This is a genomic window from Streptomyces sp. NBC_01591 (assembly GCF_035918155.1).
Taxonomy (GTDB): Bacteria; Actinomycetota; Actinomycetes; order Streptomycetales; family Streptomycetaceae; genus Streptomyces.
The window spans coordinates 4,097,657-4,114,206 of sequence record NZ_CP109327.1; the positions used below are offsets into that span (position 1 = coordinate 4,097,657).

Here is a 16,550-nt window from a genome sequence, read left to right on the forward strand (position 1 = left end):
GTTGAGATTACGCTCGTATTCGGTACGACCGTTTTTAATTCGATAGATTGGAGTCCCTGTGAGAGCCCGACCGCTTACGGAGAGCCCCCCGCATCCCCTCCCCACGGCAGGGGAACAGCGGCCGAGCGGCGGCGCCCGGCTGGCGCAGGTCGACGCGCTGCGCGGCTTCGCACTGCTCGGCATCCTGATGGTCAACATCACCTACATGGCCTCCGCCTATCACGGCACCGGCCTGGAGGACCCGGGTCTCGGCGGGCCGCTGAGCGAGGCCGTCCGCGGGCTGGTGGCGGTGCTCTTCGAGGCGAAGTTCTTCCTGCTGTTCTCGTTCCTGTTCGGCTACAGCTTCACGCTGCAGATCGACTCGGCCGAGCGATGCGGCGCCCGGTTCACACCACGCCTCCTGCGGCGCCTGACCGGGCTGTTCGTGATCGGCGTCGTGCACGCCGTCATCCTCTTTCCCGGCGACATCCTCACCCTGTACGCCATCCTCGGCGTGGTCCTGCTCGCACTGCGCCGTGTCCAGCCCCGTACCGCGGTGCGGATCGCGGTGGTGCTGCTGGCGGTGACCGCCGTCGGATACGCGCTCCTCGCGCTCGCCGTCGGGCACGCGGGCGGGGGCGGCACGATCCCCGCGTCCACGGCGTCCGCCGCGGCCCAGGCGACCGAGGCCCTGCGCGGTGGACCGGCATCCATCATCGGCGCCCACCTCCAGAAGCTGCCGGACGTGGCCCTTCTGCTGATCTTCTTCCAGGCGCCGTCCGCACTCGCCGCCTTCCTGCTGGGCCTGGCGGCCGGCCGCCGACGGGCCCTCGCGGACACCGACCGGCACCAGCGGCTCCTGCGGCGACTCCAGTGGGCCGGCTTCACGGTCGGGCTGCTGGGTGGCATCGTGTACGCGGACGCGAGCCTGAACCACCCCGAGTCCGCGTACCAGCTCTTCGCCATGGGCCTCGACGTGATCACGGCTCCCCTGCTGGCCGCCGCCTACGCGGCGACGGTGCTTCGCCTCGCCGGTGGCCGCTGCGGCCAGGCCGTGGTCACCGCGCTCGCGCCGGCGGGCCGCATGTCGCTGACCAACTATCTCGGTCAATCCCTGGTCTGTGCCCTGCTGTTCACCGGCTTCGGGGCCGCCCTGATCGGCCGTGTCGCACCCATCGGCGTCGCGGCGATCGCCCTGACGTTGTTCGCGGCACAGGCAGTGGCCGCCCGATGGTGGCTGCGCCACCACGCCTACGGCCCGCTGGAATGGCTGCTGCGCGCCTGGACCACGCTGTCAGTACCACCGTGGCGTCTGCCGGGCTGAACCCGGGCACCCCGGCCGGTCACGACTGCAGAGCAAGAACGAGGGCACGGACCTGCCGTCGATCAAGCAGCTCGCGGAAGGCCTTCGAGCTCACGGATACCCGTTCTTCAAAGCGCGGGCCTCGGCCCTGAAAAGGAAAGGGGAGAAGGGCATCGCGGAATTGCGGAAGGAACTGGCCGGGCTCGGCGTGGTCGTACACGACACGGGCAAGCGGCAGTGGTGGCGCCGCGTCCAGCAGGTGGAAGCCGAATAGGAATCCTGGTCCTCGGCGTGAGCGGATGGACGGGATGCCACGCACGAGCAGTTCAAGGCCCTGGCTGTCAGGCAAGTCCGCCGCGCCACCGCAGAGGACTGTGACGCCGTGGCTTTCGAGGAGCTGCACGATCTCCTCGAAGTAGGTGAGCCCCTTCTCGGCGTCCCGGACGACGGCCGCAAGCGCCTGGCGGGCGATGTCGGCGTCGTGCCAGATCAGAGTGAAGGGCGCGGCCACCCCGAACCCGGCGTACAGGCAGTCCGGACGCAACGTTAGACCAGCAACCACAGGGGGTCAGCATAAAAATGCCACGAGGGTAAGATTTGCCCATGAGTATCGACACAGACGCGAAGGCGAGTGCCCCGGAGCACACCGAGCCGATGGGCTTGCGGGAGTCCAAGAAGCGGGAGACCCGGCAGCTGATCTCCGACCACGCGACCAGGCTCTTCATCGAGCGGGGCTTCGAGAAGACGACCATCGCGGAGATCGCCGCCGCGGCCCGCGTCGCCAAGAAGACGGTGACCAACTACTTCCCGCGCAAGGAGGACCTGGCCCTCGACCACCAGGACGAGTTCATCGCGAGCCTGGCGCGCACCGTGGCCTCCCGGGACAGCGGTGAATCCGCCCTGTCCGCACTGCGCCGCGCCTTCGAGGCCGCGGTGGCGGCACAGGATCCGGTCTGCGGCTTCGCGGGGCCGGAGTTCTCCCGCATGATCGCGGACAGCCCCACCCTCTCGGTCTGCTTGCGCGGCCTGCACGACCAACGCGAGGAAGCACTGGCCGACGCCCTCGCCGAGGCCACCGGATCCACCGCCGACGACATCACCACACGCACGGCCGCAGCCCTGTTCGGCGCCGTGCAGCGCACCCTGTTCCGGCGCATCCAGGACCTCACGCTCGCCGGCCGCACCAACCCCGAGATCGCCGGGATCGTCGGGGAGGAAGCGGCCCGCGCCTTCGACGTACTCGAACCGGCCCTCGCCGACTACGCCGTGGCTTGACGCCCACCGGTGGCAGGGGCGCTACGGCGCGGCGGCCCGCTGCCACCGCAGGTCCAGGGCGGCGAGGACCGTACGCTCCGCGGCAAGCAGCAGGGCGAGTACGAAGGCGGCCACCAGGCCCCACCCCACATCGGGGATCCACAACAGCGCCATGGCCGGTGTGCCGCCCAGGGACGAGGGCAGCCACCACAGGAGCGCCGCGAGGGTCAGCGCCCCGGTGACCGACGCGGTGGCGGTCAGCACGATCCTGCGCCGGGAGCGGGCGCGGGCCGCCGCGCGTCGTCCGGGCAGTCGGCGCAGGGCCGGGCCCGCCACGCACAGCAGCAGCACAGCGGCGAGACCGGCCATGGCCCACGGCAGCGCGATGACGAGCGGGTCCGTCGGCGTGGTGCGGGGGGCCGCTCCGGACAGCATCCGCGCCACTCCGAACGCCGCGTCACCGAACTCCTGGGCGCGCAGCTGGTGGTAGGCGTTCTGCAGGACGATCACGGCCCGGTCGCTGTCGGGCAGCATGACGACCATGGCGTGGTGGCCGGGCAGCGCTCCGTCCTTCCAGACCATGCGCTCGCCGGTTCCCTTGAGCGTCCCGACCGACCAGCCGAGGCCGTAGCGGCCGATGCTGCTGTTCACCCACGAACGCGTCGTACGGCAGATCCTCGACCGGGTTTCGGCGCTCGGGGAACGCGCCACGCGTCAGCGACTGCCGATTCGCGACGTGGTGGTCGAAGGACTCGCCGAATGGCTCCCGGTGGACCCGCGCCGCCGCTCGGCACACCGAGTGGTGCTGGCCTTCCTGGGCCGCACCATCGACAGTCCGCAGCTCGCGCGCGCCCATGCCGAGACGGGCCGGCTCATCCGCTCGATGCTCGCCACGGCCGTCCACAACGGAAAGGAGTGCGGCGAGGTTCCGCACGACACCGATCCGGCCCTCGCCTCCCTCGAACTCCACTGCCTGGCCGAGGGCCTGGCCCTGGAAATCGGGTCCGACCCCGACGCCGACGCCTCCCGCGCCGCTCTCGACCTCATCGCGGCACGCGTCCGGGCCGTCTTTCCCGGCCGTTGCCGCCAGTACGAGTGAGCTGGAGCCGGGGGGCGCGTTTCGGGGGAGTCGCACCCCGGAGGGAGTCGCACTCGACGACCACCACCCAAAATGCACCTTTCTTACCCACATGCGAGTCTGGTGATGGCCCATCGTCCGAGATCCGCAACAGGAGGCACGATCGTGGGCAAGAAGCAGAGTCGGCAGAACCGCGGTGCCCGCACTGGCGGCCACGAACGCAGCGCTGCTCCGGAGACGAAGGAGCAGACGCAGCCAACGGCTGCCCAGGAGACGGTGCGCTCGATCTCAGAACAGGTCTCCCACCGGAAGCAGCGGAGGTTCGGCCACAACTGATCCTCTTAGAACCACGACAACCGCCCTCTGCGGCGGCATCCCCTTCACGGGATCGCCACCGCAGAGGGCGGTTTCTGTTGTGGGTGCCCGCCTGTTGCGGGTTCCTGCCTGTTGCGGTTACCCGCCTGTTGCGGGTGCCTGCCGAGGGGAGGCACCGTAGGGGCCCCTGGGGGACGCCGGCTGGCACTGAGGGGGGTACCGAGGGGGGTACCGAGGGGGCATTGAGGGGGATGCCGAGCGGATCCGCTTGCCGCATCCCGTAGGACCGCGCGCCCGTCAACCGGCCGCGCGACGCCGCGCGACGCCGCGCGAACTCCCGCCGATACACCACCCATTCGGGTCACGGCCGGAGGTTTATCTACGCGCGGAGCTATGACCCCCGAACGATCATTCGGGCATATCAGACCAGTTCTTCCGCAGCTATTACCGGCCGGTACCAATAGCTGCTAGAAACGTGGCGCTCAATCAACCCCCCACCCACCCCCCACACTTCGGAGGGCTGACAGCCATGTCAGTACGGAGATTCTGGGCGTCCGCATCCACTCTGGCCCTCGCCGCCGTGGCCGCGCTGGGCGTTGCCCAGCCGGCCTCGGCGGACTCCTCGGCCGCCGCCGACGGGTACGTCGCCCTCGGTGACTCGTACTCCGCCGGCGTCGGTGCGGGGAGTTACCTGTCCGACAGCGGCGACTGCCGCCGCAGCACCAACGCCTACCCCTACCTCTGGGCGGCCGCCAACTCGCCTTCTTCCTTTGCCTTCGTGGCCTGTTCGGGCGCCACGACCGGTTCGGTGGCCGGGACCCAGCTGGGGGCGTTGAACTCGTCCACCGGTCTGGTCAGCGTCACCGCGGGCGGCAATGACGTCGGCTTCGCCGATGTCATGCAGGACTGCGTGCTGTCCGGCGAGGCCACCTGCCTCAGCAGCGTCGGCTCGGCCGTGTCGCAGATGCAGAACTCGCTTCCGTCCGGCCTGAGTTCGCTCTACGGTTCCATCCGTTCGCGGGCCCCGCAGGCCCATGTCGTGGTGCTGGGCTACCCGCGCTTCTACCAGCTGAGCGGCAGCTGCATCGCCGGGCTCTCGGAGAAGGAGCGGGCGGCCATCAACAATGCGTCCGACGTGCTGAACGGGGTCATCGCCAAGCAGGCGGCCGACGCCGGGTTCACGTTCTCCAGCGTGGTCGACGAGTTCACCGGGCACGAGCTGTGCTCCGGTGACGCGTGGCTCCACAGCGTGTCGTTCCCGATCTACAACTCGTACCACCCCAAGTCCGCCGGACAGTCCGGCGGTTACCTTCCCGCCTTCCGCTCGGCCGCGTAGGACGCGGACGACGGAGGTGCAGCAGTGCGGCGGGCCGCCGGGGGTTCTCCCGGAAGCCCGCCGCACTGCTGCCACGGTCAGGCGGGGGCCGGGGTGGCGCCCGGCCGATGCAGGCTCAGGGCGGTGAATGCGGCGAGTACGGCGGTGGCCGCGGCCGCCCACCAGCCGTGGCGGAACGCGCCGAGCACCTCGCCCGGCCCGTCCGGCGCGCCGAGCAGCGTGACCATCAACGCCACACCCAGCACCGAACCCGTCTGGCGGGCCATCGTGGTGACGGCCGATCCGGTGGCGAAACGGGTGGGCGGAAGAGCCGCGACGGCCACACCGACCAGGGTGGGGAGGGCGAGGCCGACGCCGATGCCGGTGACCACCATGCCGGGGAGGAAGCCGCTCGCATAGTGCGGAGCCGTATCGAGCGCGAGGGCCCACCAGGCCAGCCCGGCGGCGAACAGCAAGCAGCCGAGTGCCGCGGTACGGCCCGCCCCGAGCCGGCGGACGACCGGTCCCGACAGGACGGCGAGCAGGGGCACGACCAACGGCCCCGGCGCGATGGCGAGTCCGGTACGGATCGCCGAGTATCCCCACACCTGCTGGCACCAGAGCACCGACGTCAGCAGCATCGCCGCGAATGCGACGGTGAAGAGCAGAGCCGCGAGGGTGGCCGTCGCGAAGACCCGGGTACGCAGCATCGGCAGTTCGACGACCGGGGCCGGGTGCCGGGCGGAGCGTACCCAGAAGCCCGCGGCGAGGACGGCCGTCGCGATCAGCGATCCCAGGACCCCCGGCGAACTCCAGCCCCAGGCATCGGCCTTGACCAGGGCGAGCGCCAGAGCGCCGATCGCGAGGGTGAGCAGCACCGCCCCGACGAGGTCCGGGAAGGGCCCCTCGCGGTGCGGACGGGCGTCAGGCAGCAGCCGTACGCCCGCGAAGAGCCCGATCACGCCGACCGGCACATTGACGAGAAAGACCCAGCGCCAGTCGGCCTCCACGAGCACGCCACCGACCACCGGGCCGAGACCGGCCGCGATGCCGCCGATCGCCGCCCAGCTCCGGATGGCCCGGGGGCGGCGCTCCGCCGGGGTGTCGACGAGCAGGAGGGCGAGGGACGTCGGCATGAGCACGGCGGCTCCGGCGGCTTGCAGCGCACGGGCGGCCACCAGCCAGCCGACTCCCGGGGCGAGGGCGCAGAGCGCGGAGGCGGCGGTGAAGACCGCCAGCCCGAGGAGGAAGCCGCGGCGATGGCCGTACCGGTCGGCGAGCCTGCCCGCGACGACGAGCAGGGCGGCGAAGACGATCGCGTACGCGTTGAGCACCCAGGACAGCGAGGCGAGGGAGCTGCCGTCGAAGGCGTCACCGAGGGCGGGGACCGCGACATTGACGATGAACAGGTCGAGATTCACGACGAAGACACCGGCCGAAATGATCCAGACGGTGGCCCGCGAGGGGGGTGAGGCGGAGGGGGGTGAGTTTGATTTTCCAACTGTCATGGCGGCAAGGTAGCGCCAGTGAGTTTGAGATGGCAACCTTGTGGTGATGAGTGCTGCACAGGAACCCCACGCCCGCACCGCCCCGACGGTCACGCTGCCCGGTCGGCCCTGCTCGGCCGCCGCAGCGCTGCACGTGGTGGGCGAGAAATGGGCGCTGCTCGCGGTGCGCGAGATCTTCTTCGGCAACCACCGGTTCGAGGCGATCGCCCGTAACACCGGCGCACCCCGCGACCGTCTCGCGGCACGGCTGCGCTCACTGGAGCAGGCAGGAGTGGTCGAGCGGCGGCCCTACAGCGAGCGCCCGCCGCGTTACGAGTACCACCTGACCGATTCCGGACGCGATCTCGCGCCGGTCATCCGGGCGCTGCTGGACTGGGGCGACCGGTGGGTGCTGGAGGATCGGCCGGTGGTCATGATCCACGAGCCGGCCGGGGACGCACATGCGCACGCAGGCGCGAACGCACACGATCACTCAGGCACGCACGCGCACGATCTTGACGCGGCGTGGATCTGCCGCACCTGCGGCGAGGAAGTCGTGATGAACACGCTGATGGTCGATGTCCGCTCCCCCGGGTGGGACCGCTCGGGACCCAGGGAGCCGAGCCCGTCCGACGGCTGAGGGCCGCGTCTGCACGAGGCGGGCATCGGCTGGGGCAGCCCGGCCGCAGGGGCGTCAGTACCGTTCGACGAGGTGCTCCCGGCCCGCCGGGGGCTCGTACGGCTCGGGCCAGAAGTCGGTGATCTCGCTGATCCGCCCCGTCGCGTCGAACACGAAGAAGTGAATGGCGTGCAGCTCCTCGGCGCCGACCGTGAAGCGCGTACGGACGGCGGCCTGCTGCCCCTGGCCGTCGGCCACCACGCGCTCGACGCGGACGCGCCAGTCCCCCGGGTACTCCCGGTTGAACCGCAGGTACCGCTCCTTCCCGCGAATGCGTTCACGGGTCTGCGGCAGGTCGTACAACACCTCGTCGGCCAGCGTCGTGGCGAAGGCGTCCCAGTCGCGGGCGTCGGCCGCGCTCCAGTACGTCTCCACCACGGCGCGCAGATCGGCGGTCGTAGTCATGGTTCCGAGTCTGAACCCCACCACTGACAATCGGCCCTGGTTCAGGAATCGGCCGCCTTCGACGCCTTGATGGAGTACATCAGCGGGATGCGCGGCCGGTCGGCCGGGAAGCGGTAGAAACCGTCGCCCTGCCGTTCCAGATCCGAGAAGCGGGCGAAGAGCGAGGCGTCGTGCTCGTGCAGGAACTCGATCCGCAGCCCGGCGGCGGCCAGCGCCGACACCACCTCGCCGATCGGGTGCTGCCATTCGACGCTGCGGTTGTGGACGGTGGGCGCGTCGAAGTCCGCGTACGTGCCCGGCGTCTCGTCCACCCAGGCGTCGCGGCTGAAGTAGTCGTGCTCGACCTTCGTCCCGGTGGAGTCGTCGAGGCAGTCCGTCATCGGATGGAACTCCGCCAGGTAGAGAAAGCCACCCGGCGCCACGAGCGACGCGGCGGTCTCGGCCCAGCGGCGGGTGTCGGGCAGCCAGTTCAGCGCGCCGATGCCGGTGTAGACGATGTCGTACGACGAGTCGGGGACGGCCTCCGCGGCGTCGTGGACGTCGGCCGCGACGAACGCCGCCCGGTCCTGGCCGAAGCCGAGCTCGCGGGCCAGGGCACGCGCGGTCTCGACGGCCGGTTCGGAGAAGTCCAGGCCGACGACCTGTGCGGCGCCGTGCCGGGCCCAGGAGAGGGTGTCGACGCCGATGTGACACTGCAGATGCAGCAGCGTCCTGCCCGTGACGTCCCCGACCTCGGCGAGTTCGAAGTCGCGCAGGGCGTCCTTGCCGGCGCGGAACGAATCGAGGTCGTAGAAGTCGCTCGTGGCGTGGATGGGGACCCGCTCGTCCCAGTGCGCGCGGTTTGCCTCGTGCCAGTCGGCAGGGGTCGGTGCATGCATGCCGGGAGGTTATCCACAGGCTGCGGACGAAGCGAACGAATTGTCGGCGTTCCAACGCAGAATGGGGGACATGACTGAGATCACTGGCTCGACGACGGCCCCTTCCGCCCAGGCCCCCGCTGCGGCAGCGGCCGCTTCCGCACCGGAGTGGGAGCAGCGCTTCCGGGCGCCGCGGGTGTCGTTGCCCGACTGGGCGGAGGACGCTCCCGACCGCGCGCTGTTCGTCTCCAACGCCACGGGGACGTACGAGCTGTACGCATGGGATCGCGCCACCGGCGAGCAGCGCCAGGTGACCGACCGGCCGAATGGCACGACGGACGGGGTGCTGACACCCGACGGGGAGTCGGTCTGGTGGTTCAGCGATACCGATGGCGACGAGTTCGGGGTGTGGATGCGCCAGCCGTTCCACGGCGGCAAGGACGGGGAGCCGGGTGACGAACCGGCGACGCCCGGTCTCGGCCCTTCGTACCCGGCCGGACTCGCGATCGGGCGGGACGGCACGGCGGTGGTCGGCCGCTCGACCGACGAGGACGGGACGACGATCCATGTCGTACGGCCCGGGGCGGCGCCCGTGGAGATCTACCGCCACCGCGAGTCGGCGGGCGTCGGTGACCTCAGTCATGACGGGACGCTGATCGCCCTGGAGCACACCGAGCACGGCGATGCGATGCACTCCGCGCTGCGCGTGGTGCGGCCGGACGGGACGACGGTCGCCGAGCTGGACGACACCGAGGGCGGCACGAAGGAGCTGGGCCTGTCCGTGCTGGGCTTCGCCCCCGTCGCCGGGGACACCAGGCTCCTGGTCGGGCACCAGCGGCGGGGCCGCTGGGAGCCGATGATCTGGGATCCGACGACGGGCGAGGAGACGGACCTCGCGATCGACCTGCCCGGCGACGTGGTCGCCGAGTGGTATCCGGACGCCTCCGCGCTGCTGATCGTGCACGGCTTCGAGGCCCGCAGCGACCTGTGGCGGTACGAGCCGGAGGCGGGCGGCGCCCCCGTCCGGGTGGAGACCCCCGCGGGCTCGGTGTCGGGTGCCACGGCCCGGCCGGACGGCGCGGTGGAGTACCTCTGGTCCTCGGCCGCGCAGCCGCCCGTCATCCGGTCCACCTCGGGTGCGGTGGTGCTCGATCCGCCCGGCCCGAAGGCCCCGGCGTCCGTGCCGGTGGAGGACGTGTGGGTGGACGGGCCAGGGGGCCGTGTCCATGCGCTCGTGCAGCGGCCCGCCGCCCCGGCCGAGGGGCCGTTCCCCACCGTCTTCGAGATCCACGGCGGCCCGACCTGGCACGACAGCGACGCCTTCGCCTCCGGCCCCGCCGCCTGGGTGGACCACGGCTACGCGGTCGTCCGGGTCAACTACCGCGGCTCCACCGGATACGGCCGCGACTGGACGGACGCGCTCAAGCACCGGGTCGGCCTGATCGAGCTGGAGGACATCGCCGCGGTGCGGGAGTGGGCGGTGAAGTCCGGCCTCGCGGACCCGGAGAAGCTGGTCCTGGCCGGCGGCTCCTGGGGCGGCTACCTGACCCTGCTCGGCGTCGGAACGCAGCCGGACGACTGGGCCCTCGGCCTGGCGGCGGTCCCGGTCGCCGACTACGTCACGGCGTACCACGACGAGATGGAGGATCTGAAGGCTCTGGACCGCACGCTCCTGGGCGGCACGCCGGAGGAGGTTCCCGAGCGCTTCGAGGCATCGTCCCCGCTGACGTACGTCGACGCGGTCCGGGCGCCGGTCTACATCTCGGCGGGCGTCAACGACCCGCGCTGCCCGATCCGCCAGGTCGAGAACTACGTCGACCGGCTGAAGGGCCGGGACGCGGTGCACGAGGTGTACCGGTACGACGCGGGACACGGTTCGCTCGTCGTGGAGGAGCGGATCAAGCAGGTCCGCCTGGAACTGGACTTCGCCCAGCGCCACCTGACCCCGGGGACCGGCCAGTCCGGCGCGTAGCGGGCGGACGGGGTGGACGGACGGGGCGCCCGGCCATCCCGCACGAAGCCCGCACTGAGCCGACGCGAAGCCGGCACGAAGCCGATGCGAAGCCGGGGACACGGCCGTCAGTCGGCACCCCGCTCCGGGCGACCGGAGCGGGGACCGTACCGTGGAGGGGTGTACCGGTTCCTGCTGACCCCGCGATGGTGGGGGATCAACCTCTTCGTCGTGCTGGCCATCCCGTTCTGCGTCTTCATGGGCACCTGGCAGCTCGGCCGCTTCGAGGACCGCGTGCAGACGCACGACGCCGCCGAGAAGCAGCCCGCCCCGGGCACGAGGCCCGCCAAGCCGATCGACGAGCTCCTGCCCGTCGACACGGTGACCTCCGGCCGCCCCGCCACCGCCACCGGCCGGTACGCCGACCAGTTCCTGGTACCCGGACGGGAGTTGGACGACAAGAGCGGCTTCTACGTCCTGAACATGCTCCGTACGGACAGCGGCAAGGCTCTGCCGGTGGTACGCGGCTGGCTGCCCGGCAAGCCCGGCCACACCGCTGTGCCCGCAGCGCCGACCGGCAAGGTCACGGTGACCGGCGATCTGCAGGCGTCCGAGAACGCCGGCACCGCTGGGGTCGACACGGCAGGCGGACTCCCCGACGGCCAGCTGGGCATGATCAGCGCCGCGTCGCTGGTCAACCTCGTCCCGTACGACGTCTACGACGCATGGGTGACGCTCCAGAACACGGGTGCCGGAACCGGCGCCGGAAGCGGTGGCGGAGAGAAGGCGGCCGGGGCGCTGCGTCCTGTACCGGCCGCCGTGGCGCAGGGCACCGGGCTCGATCTGAAGGCCTTCCAGAACCTCGGCTACACCGGTGAGTGGTTCGTCTTCGCCGGGTTCGTGCTCTTCATGTGGTTCCGGCTGGTCCGCCGCGAGGCCGAAGCGGCACGCGACCTGCAACTGGGCCTCGTCGCGGAAGCGGAAGCAGAGGCCGGGTCGGAGCCCGAGTCCGGAACCGAGCCCGAGTCCGGAACCGAGCCCGAGTCCGGGGCCGAGTCCGGCAAGGACGCCGTGGGCACCGGCGCGGTCTGAGACACGCGCAGGCACAGAAACAGACATGCACACATGAGGGGCCCGCCGGTCGATCGTCGATCCGGCGGGCCCCTCATGTCATACGTCGTCCGGCATCACGTCGCGGGAGCCAGCACCCCGGTCCGGTAGATCGTGCCCGAGCAGGCGTTGGTGATCTTCGTCTCCGCGACCGGCGACCCGGGCTCCGGCGTGTGCATCACCGCGACGCTGCCGTCCTGCGTCCCGCCGCCTTCCTCGCTGCCGAACTGCGTGACCGTCTCCGACGTCCCGTCGTCGCTTCCCGTACCAGTGCCGGCGGCCGTGGAGCCACTCGCACCGCCCGGGTCGTCGGTCGGCGTCGGGCTCGGCGAGCCTCCGACGGTCGGACATGTGTCCCTCGGCACCCAGGCGAACTTCACCTCGTACGCCATCGACGGCTTCAGCAGCACCGTCCCCTGCTCCTGCGAAGGGTCGGGCAGTCCGGCCGCCGCGTCACCCGCGGTGTGCTGGACAACCGCGATCTTGGCCGGGTCGGCCGCGCCGATCGCCTGGAAGCCCACGCTGCCGCTGCTGCTCACCGAGCAGTCCGTGCCGGAGACATTGGCGATCCGGAAGGTGCCGTAGACCGTGCCGTCGGCACCGGCCGCGCCCGTCTCGGCCGAGGCGACACCGAGCTGCCCCGGTTCACAGGTCGGCATGGCGGCCACCGCGGAGCTGCTCGGATCGGCGCCCGCGCCGGACAGGTGTCCGTCGGCACCCTGGCCACGGCTGTCGGAAGGGCTGCTCGTGCTCGTGGGCTGGTCCCGGCCGTCATCGGCCTGTCCGTCGGTGTCGCCGCTGCTGCCCTTCCCGCCGGACTGCGAGCCGGTGTCGGTGCTGTTGCCGCCCTGCGCCTGCTCGCCGTGCCCGGCCATCGCGGGGTTGGCGGTGTTCGAACCGTCGGAGTTCGCGACGTGGACGAAGGCGGGGACCGCGGTGCCGATGAGCAGTGCCGCAGCCGCCAGGCCGACGACGGCCTGGCGCCGCTTGGCCCGCCGGACGGGAACCGCGCGCTGCAGATGGTCGAGCGTGCCGTCGCTGGGCTCGATGCTCTGGACGGCGCCGCGCAGCATGCGGCGCAGCTGGACCTCGTCGAGGTCCATACCGTCACCGGCACCCGGACCGCCGTCCGGGCCCGGACCCGAGCCCGGACCCGAGCCCGGACCCGAGCCGAAGAGACTGCTCAGACTGCCGAGCTCGGCGGTCTCAGCCGCCCCGGCAGATTCAGCGGCCCCGTCAGCCCCGGTCCCCCCATCGGCCCCGTCAGCCCCGGCCGGCCCCGCTGCGTCCTCGTCCCGGTTCACCCGCGAGGCATTCTCCGGCCCGTGGTTCACAATTCCGTTTCCAGTCCGGTCAATCCGACGCCCAGGCCGATGCTCACGTTCAGGGCCATGCTCACGTTCAGGGCCGTGCTCACGTTCAGGGCCGTGCTCACGTTCAGGCCCGTTCTCGTACTCGCGGCCGCTCATGCCTGCGCCTCCATCACGACGCGCAGCGCCGCGATCCCCCGCGAACCGTAGGCCTTGACCGAGCCCAGGGATATCCCCAGCGTCTCGGCCACCTGGACCTCCGTCATGTCCGCGAAGTAACGCAGCACCAGTACCTCCCGCTGGCGCCGTTGCAGCCCCCGCATCGCTTTGATCAGCGCATCCCGCTCCAGCTGGTCGTACGCACCCTCCTCCGCGCTCGCCATGTCCGGCATGGGCTTGGAGAGCAGCTTCAGCCCGAGGATGCGGCGGCGCAGCGCGGAACGCGAGAGGTTGACGACGGTCTGGCGCAGATACGCGAGTGTCTTCTCCGGATCCCGTACGCGGCTGCGCGCCGAGTGCACCCGGATGAACGCCTCCTGCACCACGTCCTCGCAGGAGGCCGTGTCGTCCAGGAGCAGGGCCGCGAGACCGAGCAGCGACCGGTAGTGGGCGCGATAGGTCTCGGTGAGATGGTCGACCGTGGTTCCGGCAGCCACGCTCTCCTCAGCGCCCTCGCGCTGCGCGGGCAGCCGTGCGGGACGCGCCGCGGGCATGGGCGCAATCACCGGCATACCGCCGGGTGCGCGGGGCCGTCGGAGCGGACGCACCGAAGCGCCGCGCAAGGGGCCCACCACTGTGATATCGAGAACCTCTGCCACGCCAGTTGGACACGTTTCCCCCCGTCAGGGTTGTACGCGCGCGGCACCGCGTTTGGCGCTGTGCGACATGCCCTCATACGTACCTGCTCTTCCCCGAATACCCCGAATGTGCGCCCCGCCGCGCCAGAGGTGACCGCATAGACGCGTGCTCCGCAGCCGGTGGTTGCAGCAGGCCGAAAGTCATCGTCGGATACCCCGACACCCCAGCTCAAGAGGTTGAGACCTTCAACTTACTCACAGAGCATTCACAGAGAGTACAAAACAGGTTCGATCAGGACCGGGGGAACTCCGCCGCCACCGACTCGGCGATCTGTGCCACGTTCAACGCCGCACCCTTGCGAAGGTTGTCGCCGCAGACGAACAGTTCCAGACCCCGGGGATCGTCCAGTGACCTGCGCACTCGCCCGACCCAGGTCGGATCGGTGCCGACGACGTCGGACGGCGTCGGGAAGTCCCCCGCCGCCGGGCTGTCGTACAGCACCACACCCGGTGCCGTCGCCAGGATCTCGTGGGCCCGGTCGACCGCGATCTCGTTCTCGAACCGGGCATGCACGGACATCGAGTGCGTCGCGACGACGGGTACGTACACACAGGTCGCCGCGATCCGCAGGCCCGGCAGGTCCAGGATCTTGCGGCACTCCTCGCGGATCGCCATCTCCTCCGACGACCAGCCGTCCCCGGCCTCGGTCCCGGCCCAGGGCACCACATTGAGGGCCACCGGGGCGGCGAAGGGGCTGCCCTCCGTGTCCCCCAGGGCCCTGCGTACGTCCCCCGGCTTCGTGCCCAGTTCCGTACCGGCGACCATCGACAGCTGTTCGCGCAGCGCCGCGACACCGTCCCGGCCCGCCCCGCTCACCGCCTGGTACGAGGAGACGACCAGTTCCCGCACGCCGAACTCGGCGTGCAGTGCTCCGACCGCGACGATCAGCGCGAGCGTCGTGCAGTTCGGGCTCGCGACGATGCCGCGCGGCCTGATCCGTGCGGCGTGCGGATTGATCTCGGGCACGACCAGCGGAACGTCCGCGTCCAGCCGGAACGCGGCGGAGTCGTCGATGACGACCGTGCCCTTGGCGGCGGCGATCGGCGCCCACTGCGCGGAGACATCGTCGGGCACCAGGAACAGCGCCACGTCCACGTCGTCGAAGACGTCCTCGGTGAGCTGGAGGACCTCGCTCTCCTCGCCGCGCACGACCAGCTTGCGGCCGGCCGAACGCGGCGAGGCGACCAGCTTCACCTCGCCCCAGACATCCGCGTGCTGCGAAAGGATCTGGAGCATGACGCCGCCGATCGCCCCGGTCGCTCCGACGACCGCGAGCGAAGGACGGCGCGCGGTCATCGGCCGGTGCCCCCGTAGACGACGGCCTCGTCGGAGTCGCTGTCGAGACCGAAGGCGGTGTGCACGGCGCGCACGGCCTCGATGACGTCGTCGGCGCGGGTGACCACCGAGATACGGATCTCGGACGTCGAGATCAGCTCGATGTTCACACCGGCGTCCGACAGCGCCTCGAAGAAGCCCGCCGTGACACCCGGGTTGGTCTTCATGCCGGCGCCGACCAGGGAGATCTTCGCGATCTGGTCGTCGTAGCGCAGCGACTCGAAGCCGATGGTGCCGCGGTTGCGCTCCAGGGCGTCGATGGCCTTGCGGCCCTCGGCCTTCGGCAGGGTGAACGAGATGTCGGTCAGACCGGTCGACGCGGCGGACACGTTCTGCACCACCATGTCGATGTTGATCTCCGCGTTCGCGATGGTGCGGAAGATCGCGGCGGCCTCGCCCGGCTTGTCGGGCACGCCGACGACGGTGATCTTGGCCTCGGAGACGTCATGGGCGACTCCGGAGATGATCGCGTGCTCCACCTTCTGGTCCCCTTGCGGCTCGTTGCTGACCCAGGTTCCGCGCAGTCCGGAGAAGGACGAGCGGACGTGGATCGGAATGTTGTAGCGGCGTGCGTACTCCACGCACCGGTGCAGCAGCACCTTGGAGCCGGACGCGGCCAGCTCCAGCATGTCCTCGAAGGAGATCCAGTCGATCTTCCGGGCCTTCTTCACGACCCGCGGGTCGGCGGTGAAGACACCGTCCACATCGGTGTAGATCTCACAGACCTCGGCGTCCAGCGCGGCCGCGAGCGCGACGGCGGTGGTGTCGGACCCGCCACGACCGAGGGTGGTGATGTCCTTCTTGTCCTGGGACACACCCTGGAACCCCGCGACGATCGCGATGTTCCCCTCGTCCAGCGCCGTACGGATACGGCCCGGCGTCACATCGATGATGCGCGCTTTGTTGTGGACCGAGTCGGTGATGACGCCCGCCTGGCTACCGGTGAACGACTGGGCCTCGTGGCCCAGGTTTTTGATCGCCATCGCCAGCAGGGCCATGGAGATCCGCTCCCCGGCGGTCAGCAGCATGTCGAACTCACGCCCGGCAGGGATCGGGGATACCTGCCCGGCGAGATCGATCAACTCGTCCGTCGTGTCGCCCATCGCTGACACCACGACAACCACCTGGTTGCCGTTCTTCTTGGCATCGACGATTCGCTTGGCGACGCGCTTGATGCCTTCGGCATCGGCTACGGAGGAGCCTCCGTACTTCTGCACGACAAGGCCCACGTGCGCTCCTCGCTCAGTCCATTACTGCGGTCGCCTCAGTTTAACGAGCGGTCCGGAAACGCCCCGCCGATACCACATGGTGAGA

Annotated in this window: 17 protein-coding genes; 9 read left to right on the forward strand and 8 right to left on the reverse strand. The window is 70.6% G+C overall.

Annotated elements, in window-relative coordinates; all coding sequences use genetic code 11:
- Positions 1 to 58: 58 nt before the first annotated feature.
- The 3 genes from OG978_RS18945 (at position 59) to OG978_RS18955 (ending at position 2,557) form a co-directional block, all read left to right on the forward strand.
- Positions 59 to 1,303 (forward strand): DUF418 domain-containing protein, encoded by a 1,245-nt coding sequence (locus tag OG978_RS18945; RefSeq protein WP_326766371.1) that lies wholly within the window; start codon positions 59 to 61, stop codon positions 1,301 to 1,303.
- 160 nt (positions 1,304 to 1,463) lie between these two features.
- Positions 1,464 to 1,556 (forward strand): CysS/YqeB C-terminal domain-containing protein, encoded by a 93-nt coding sequence (locus OG978_RS48320; RefSeq protein WP_442817712.1) that lies wholly within the window; start codon positions 1,464 to 1,466, stop codon positions 1,554 to 1,556.
- Positions 1,557 to 1,885: 329 nt separating this feature from the next.
- Positions 1,886 to 2,557 carry a TetR/AcrR family transcriptional regulator gene (locus OG978_RS18955; protein ID WP_326766373.1) on the forward strand — a complete coding sequence of 224 codons (672 nt, stop codon included), beginning with the start codon at positions 1,886 to 1,888 and terminating at the stop codon, positions 2,555 to 2,557.
- Positions 2,558 to 2,578: 21 nt separating this feature from the next.
- On the opposite strand, the gene OG978_RS18960 is transcribed toward OG978_RS18955, so the two are convergent.
- Positions 2,579 to 3,187: a hypothetical protein gene (locus OG978_RS18960; RefSeq protein ID WP_326766374.1), complete on the reverse strand. Its 609-nt coding sequence runs from the start codon at positions 3,185 to 3,187 to the stop codon at positions 2,579 to 2,581.
- Here OG978_RS18960 and OG978_RS18965 point away from each other — a divergent pair.
- The 3 genes from OG978_RS18965 to OG978_RS18975 all read left to right on the forward strand — a co-directional run bounded on the left by OG978_RS18965 (position 3,174) and on the right by OG978_RS18975 (position 5,265).
- Positions 3,174 to 3,635: a TetR family transcriptional regulator C-terminal domain-containing protein gene (locus OG978_RS18965; protein WP_326766375.1), complete on the forward strand. Its 462-nt coding sequence runs from the start codon at positions 3,174 to 3,176 to the stop codon at positions 3,633 to 3,635. The two genes, OG978_RS18960 and OG978_RS18965, sit on opposite strands and share 14 nt — an antisense overlap.
- A gap of 144 nt (positions 3,636 to 3,779) precedes the next feature.
- Positions 3,780 to 3,950 (forward strand): hypothetical protein, encoded by a 171-nt coding sequence (locus OG978_RS18970; RefSeq protein WP_326766376.1) that lies wholly within the window; start codon positions 3,780 to 3,782, stop codon positions 3,948 to 3,950.
- Positions 3,951 to 4,458: 508 nt separating this feature from the next.
- Complete coding sequence (locus OG978_RS18975; protein WP_326766377.1) at positions 4,459 to 5,265, forward strand: SGNH/GDSL hydrolase family protein; 807 nt, start codon at positions 4,459 to 4,461, stop codon at positions 5,263 to 5,265.
- A gap of 77 nt (positions 5,266 to 5,342) precedes the next feature.
- On the opposite strand, the gene OG978_RS18980 is transcribed toward OG978_RS18975, so the two are convergent.
- The gene (locus OG978_RS18980) at positions 5,343 to 6,752 is read right to left on the reverse strand and encodes an MFS transporter (protein ID WP_326766378.1); all 1,410 of its coding nucleotides are present in this window, start codon (positions 6,750 to 6,752) and stop codon (positions 5,343 to 5,345) included.
- Between the two features lie 46 nt (positions 6,753 to 6,798).
- On the opposite strand from OG978_RS18980, the gene OG978_RS18985 reads away from it, so the two are divergent.
- The gene (locus OG978_RS18985) at positions 6,799 to 7,371 is read left to right on the forward strand and encodes a winged helix-turn-helix transcriptional regulator (RefSeq protein WP_326766379.1); all 573 of its coding nucleotides are present in this window, start codon (positions 6,799 to 6,801) and stop codon (positions 7,369 to 7,371) included.
- 54 nt (positions 7,372 to 7,425) lie between these two features.
- Here the strand turns inward: OG978_RS18985 and OG978_RS18990 are convergent, their stop codons facing one another.
- Positions 7,426 to 7,815: a nuclear transport factor 2 family protein gene (locus OG978_RS18990; RefSeq protein ID WP_326766380.1), complete on the reverse strand. Its 390-nt coding sequence runs from the start codon at positions 7,813 to 7,815 to the stop codon at positions 7,426 to 7,428.
- A 41-nt stretch (positions 7,816 to 7,856) separates the two neighbouring features.
- Positions 7,857 to 8,693 carry a class I SAM-dependent methyltransferase gene (locus OG978_RS18995; RefSeq protein WP_326766381.1) on the reverse strand — a complete coding sequence of 279 codons (837 nt, stop codon included), beginning with the start codon at positions 8,691 to 8,693 and terminating at the stop codon, positions 7,857 to 7,859.
- A gap of 70 nt (positions 8,694 to 8,763) precedes the next feature.
- Between OG978_RS18995 and OG978_RS19000 the strand changes: the two genes are divergently transcribed.
- Positions 8,764 to 10,644: a S9 family peptidase gene (locus tag OG978_RS19000; protein ID WP_442817713.1), complete on the forward strand. Its 1,881-nt coding sequence runs from the start codon at positions 8,764 to 8,766 to the stop codon at positions 10,642 to 10,644.
- A 159-nt stretch (positions 10,645 to 10,803) separates the two neighbouring features.
- On the forward strand, positions 10,804 to 11,715 hold the full coding sequence (locus tag OG978_RS19005; RefSeq protein WP_326766383.1) for an SURF1 family protein: 912 nt from the start codon (positions 10,804 to 10,806) through the stop codon (positions 11,713 to 11,715).
- A gap of 95 nt (positions 11,716 to 11,810) precedes the next feature.
- On the opposite strand, the gene OG978_RS19010 is transcribed toward OG978_RS19005, so the two are convergent.
- The 4 genes from OG978_RS19010 to OG978_RS19025 form a co-directional block, all read right to left on the reverse strand.
- A complete protein-coding gene (locus OG978_RS19010) occupies positions 11,811 to 13,067 on the reverse strand; it encodes a hypothetical protein (RefSeq protein ID WP_326766384.1) in 1,257 nt (418 codons plus the stop codon).
- Positions 13,068 to 13,198: 131 nt separating this feature from the next.
- Entirely contained in the window at positions 13,199 to 13,774 is a 576-nt protein-coding gene (locus OG978_RS19015) for a SigE family RNA polymerase sigma factor (protein WP_326766385.1), read from the reverse strand.
- Between the two features lie 358 nt (positions 13,775 to 14,132).
- Positions 14,133 to 15,197 (reverse strand): aspartate-semialdehyde dehydrogenase, encoded by a 1,065-nt coding sequence (locus OG978_RS19020; protein WP_326766386.1) that lies wholly within the window; start codon positions 15,195 to 15,197, stop codon positions 14,133 to 14,135.
- A complete protein-coding gene (locus OG978_RS19025) occupies positions 15,194 to 16,465 on the reverse strand; it encodes an aspartate kinase (RefSeq protein WP_124719579.1) in 1,272 nt (423 codons plus the stop codon). Before OG978_RS19025 ends, OG978_RS19020 begins: the two co-directional genes overlap by 4 nt.
- Positions 16,466 to 16,550: the final 85 nt, after the last annotated feature.

Excerpts from the sequence above, each read along its gene's own strand:
- OG978_RS18995 (WP_326766381.1), bottom strand. The coding sequence starts at position 8,693 with ATGCATGCACCGACCCCTGCCGACTGGCACGAGGCAAACCGCGCGCAC.
- OG978_RS19015 (WP_326766385.1), bottom strand. The coding sequence starts at position 13,774 with ATGCCGGTGATTGCGCCCATGCCCGCGGCGCGTCCCGCACGGCTGCCC.
- OG978_RS18955 (WP_326766373.1), top strand. The coding sequence starts at position 1,886 with ATGAGTATCGACACAGACGCGAAGGCGAGTGCCCCGGAGCACACCGAG.
- OG978_RS18990 (WP_326766380.1), bottom strand. The coding sequence starts at position 7,815 with ATGACTACGACCGCCGATCTGCGCGCCGTGGTGGAGACGTACTGGAGC.
- OG978_RS18980 (WP_326766378.1), bottom strand. The coding sequence starts at position 6,752 with ATGACAGTTGGAAAATCAAACTCACCCCCCTCCGCCTCACCCCCCTCG.
- OG978_RS18975 (WP_326766377.1), top strand. The coding sequence starts at position 4,459 with ATGTCAGTACGGAGATTCTGGGCGTCCGCATCCACTCTGGCCCTCGCC.
- OG978_RS18965 (WP_326766375.1), top strand. The coding sequence starts at position 3,174 with ATGCTGCTGTTCACCCACGAACGCGTCGTACGGCAGATCCTCGACCGG.
- OG978_RS19000 (WP_442817713.1), top strand. The coding sequence starts at position 8,764 with ATGACTGAGATCACTGGCTCGACGACGGCCCCTTCCGCCCAGGCCCCC.
- OG978_RS19020 (WP_326766386.1), bottom strand. The coding sequence starts at position 15,197 with ATGACCGCGCGCCGTCCTTCGCTCGCGGTCGTCGGAGCGACCGGGGCG.
- OG978_RS18985 (WP_326766379.1), top strand. The coding sequence starts at position 6,799 with ATGAGTGCTGCACAGGAACCCCACGCCCGCACCGCCCCGACGGTCACG.